Annotated in this window: 3 protein-coding genes; 1 reads left to right on the forward strand and 2 read right to left on the reverse strand. The window is 64.4% G+C overall.

What is annotated here, in order from left to right:
• Both CWO89_RS41835 and CWO89_RS41840 read right to left on the reverse strand, forming a co-directional pair.
• The coding region (locus CWO89_RS41835; RefSeq protein WP_130584070.1) for an aldehyde dehydrogenase family protein at positions 1-310 on the reverse strand (310 nt) is incomplete at its 3' end.
• 192 nt (positions 311-502) lie between these two features.
• Positions 503-2869, reverse strand: coding sequence for a thiamine pyrophosphate-binding protein (locus CWO89_RS41840; protein WP_130584071.1), 2367 nt, complete (start codon positions 2867-2869; stop codon positions 503-505).
• 138 nt (positions 2870-3007) lie between these two features.
• On the opposite strand from CWO89_RS41840, the gene CWO89_RS41845 reads away from it, so the two are divergent.
• Complete coding sequence (locus CWO89_RS41845) at positions 3008-3469, forward strand: Lrp/AsnC family transcriptional regulator (RefSeq protein ID WP_130584072.1); 462 nt, start codon at positions 3008-3010, stop codon at positions 3467-3469.
• The last annotated feature ends 161 nt before the right edge of the window (positions 3470-3630 follow it).

The raw sequence follows: 3630 nt of genomic DNA on the forward strand, positions 1-3630 counted from the left end.
CCTGCAGCTTCTCCGCCATCGGCAGCGGGGCGCCCATCTCGTCGGAGACGGCGGCGCCGATCTCCTTCATGCGGCGCTTGTAAACCTCGACGACCTTGGTCAGCAGCGCAACGCGCTCCTCGCGGCTGGTCTGCGAATAGGTCTCGAAGGCGCGCTTGGCGGCAGCCACCGCCTTGTCGACGTCGGCCTTGGAGCCGAGCGCCACTTCGTACATCGCCTCTTCGGTCGCCGGATTGATGACGGGGGTGGACTTCTTGACGACGGGATCGACCCAGGCGCCGTCGATATAGAATTGCAGGCGGTTGACCATCGGAAACCTCTTGTGCGGGGCGTATGGAGAACAGAACGGAAGCGTTCGGCAGGCATCCTTGCACGAAAGCTTGATGAGTTGAACCCGCCATATGCGGTGCGCCGACAGGCGGCGGATACCGGATATAAGATCAGCCCCGCGATGGTGGCAAGACGGCCCGCTGTCGCTCCCTCCCCTCTCCCTCCTCCTGTCTCACACCGCCATTTTGCGGTGCCGCACCGGGGCGCCGACGGTTACCGTTTCGGCGGCGTCGATGATGGCGTTGGCGTCGATGCCGTGGTGGCGGTAGAGGTCGCCGATCGAGCCGGTCTGGCCGAAATGCTCCACGCCCAGCGCCTCGACGCGATGGCCGCGCACGCTGCCGAGCCAGCCGAGCGAAGCCGGATGGCCGTCGAGCACGGTGACGAGACCGCAGTCGCGGTGCAGGGCCGAGAGCAGCTTTTCGACATGGCTGAGATGCTGCACGCCGCGCCGGTCGCGGCGCAAATTCCGCGCCGCGGTCCATCCGGCATGGAGCCGGTCGGCGGAGGTGATCGCAAGCAGGCCGACATCGCGATGGCTCTCGCCGATGAAGCCAACCGCCTCGATCGCCTCCGGCCCGACCGCGCCGGTATAGGCGACCACGATATCGCAGTTCGGCCCCGGCCGCCGCAGCCAATAGGCGCCGTCGGTGATGTCGCGCTGCAGCTCCGGCGTCATGATCCGCTGCGGCTGCTCGATGGTGCGGGTCGACAGCCGCAGATAGACCGAGCCGCCGTCGGCGCCCTCGCGCTGCATGTGCTGGAAGCCGAAAGCCATCATCACCGCGAGTTCGTCGACGAAGGCAGGCTCGAACGCGGCGAGCCCATCCTGGCCGATGCCGATCAGCGGCGTCTTGATCGACTGATGCGCGCCGCCTTCGGGCGCCAGCGTCACGCCTGACGGCGTCGCCGCCACCATGAAGCGCGCATCCTGGTAGCAGGCATAGTTCAGCGCATCGAGGCCGCGCTCGATAAAGGGATCATAGAGCGTGCCAACCGGTAGCAGCCGCTCGCCGTTGATCTGGTGCGACAGCCCGAGCGCCGAGAGCAGGATGAACAGGTTCATCTCGGCGATGCCGAGCTCGAAATGCTGTCCTTTCGGCGAATATTCCCAGGTGTAGGCGGAGGGGATCTTCTCCTGCCGGAACAGATCGTGGTTCTCCGCCTTTGCGAACAGGCCGCGGCGATTGACCCAGGCGCCGAGATTGGTCGACACGGTGACGTCGGGCGACACCGTGACGATGCGCGCGGCGAGCGCGCTGTCGCCGCGCGCGATCTCGTTCAGCACCAGGCCGAAACCCTGCTGCGTCGACATCTGCGCCGACGGCTTGAAGGCGAGCTGCGGCGGCACCTCGATCGCGGGCGCGTCCAGCCGGCGGCGTCCCTCGCGGTTGAATGGCGCCTCGCTGAGGAACGCTTCGAGCGCGGCGGGATCCTGCGACAGGCCTTCGAACTTCTCCCACTCGTGGCCCGGCCGGATGTTCTGGCTGGCGCGCCATTTCTCCATCTGCGCGACCGTCATCAGCCCGGCGTGATTGTCCTTGTGGCCCTGGAACGGCAGGCCGACGCCCTTGATGGTGTAGGCGATGAAGCAGACCGGGCGATCATGGTCGATCGATTCGAACGCCTCGATCATGCTCGCCATGTCATGGCCGCCGAGATTGGACATCAGCGCCAGCAGCTCTTCATCGCTGCGACGGTCGATCAGGGCAGAGACCGGTCCCTGGTCGCCGATGTCGTCCCGCAGATGCTTGCGGAACGCGGCGCCGCCCTGGAAGCAGAGCGCAGCATACATCTGGTTCGGGCAATTATCGATCCAGCGCTTCAATGCCTCCCCGCCCGGCTCGGCGAAAGCCTCGAGCATCAGCTTGCCGTATTTGACGATCACCACGTCCCAGCCGAAGTTGCGGAACATGGTTTCGAACTTGGCCCACAATCCTTCGCGCACGACGGCATCGAGCGACTGCCTGTTGTAGTCGACCACCCACCAGGTGTTGCGCAGGCCGTGCTTCCAGCCCTCCAGCAGCGCCTCGAAGATGTTGCCTTCGTCCATCTCGGCGTCGCCGACCAGCGCGATCATGCGGCCCTCGGGCCGGTCCTTCATCCAGCCATGCGATTTGACGTAGTCCTGCACCAGCGAGGCGAACAGCGTCTGCGCCACGCCGAGCCCGACCGAGCCGGTGGAGAAATCGACGTCGTCGGCATCCTTGGTCCGCGACGGATAGGACTGCGCGCCCTTGTAGCCGCGGAAATTCTCCAGCTTCTCGCGGCTCTGATGCCCGAACAGGTACTGGATCGCATGGAACACCGGGCTCGCATGCGGCTTCACGGCGACGCGATCCTGCGGGCGCAGCACCGAGAAATAGAGCGCCGACATGATGTTGGCGAGCGAGGCTGACGATGCCTGATGGCCGCCGACCTTCAGCCCATCGGCGTTGGGGCGGATATGGTTGGCGTGATGGATCGTCCAGGACGACAGCCAGAGCACTTTCCGCGCCAGCGCGGACAACAGCTCCAGGCGAGCGGGCGCAATTCCCATGACCATGCTCCGGGCGTGATTCAATATGCGCCGATTTTAGCGGGGGAGCCATCGGCAAAAATCTCAAATCCTTGCGACATACCTTCCAGGATTGGGATAAATTCCCACGTCCTGCCTCCAAACTGCGAGTTCATCCCAATGCCAGCGCTAGACGCCATCGACCGCAAGATCCTCAGCCTGCTGCAGACCGACAGCCGCATGACCATGCAGGAACTCGCCGACAAGGTCGGCCTGTCGGTCTCGCCGTGTCACCGCCGCGTGAAGCTTTTGGAGCAGCGCGGCGTGATCACGCGCTATATCGCGACCGTCGACCAGAAGGCGCTGGGACTGCATGTCTCTGTCTTCATCTCGATCAAGCTGGCGCGGCAGAAGGAGGAAGACCTCAACCGCTTCGCGCGCGCGATCTCGAAATGGGACGAGGTTCTGGAATGCTATCTGATGACCGGAAACCGCGACTATCTCCTGCGCGTCGTCGCCGCCGACCTCTCCTCCTATGAGGCCTTCCTGAAGAACAAGCTGACGCGGCTCGACGGCATCGCCTCGATCGAGTCGAGCTTTGCATTGAGCCAGGTGAAGTACTCGATCGCGCTGCCGGTGTGAGGCGGAGCTACGATTCCGTAGGATGTCGTCCCCAGCGAAGGCGGGACCCATAATCACAGGGAGATGTTGTGGCGCGAGCCACCACTCTTTCCACCGTCATTGCGAGCGCAGCGAAGCAATCCATTTCTCCGCAAGCGGCACTATGGATTGCTTCGCTGCGC

This window comes from Bradyrhizobium sp. Leo170 (assembly GCF_004296405.1).
Lineage (GTDB): Bacteria > Pseudomonadota > Alphaproteobacteria > Rhizobiales > Xanthobacteraceae > Bradyrhizobium.

Excerpts from the sequence above, each read along its gene's own strand:
- CWO89_RS41845 (WP_130584072.1), top strand. The coding sequence starts at position 3,008 with ATGCCAGCGCTAGACGCCATCGACCGCAAGATCCTCAGCCTGCTGCAG.
- CWO89_RS41840 (WP_130584071.1), bottom strand. The coding sequence starts at position 2,869 with ATGGGAATTGCGCCCGCTCGCCTGGAGCTGTTGTCCGCGCTGGCGCGG.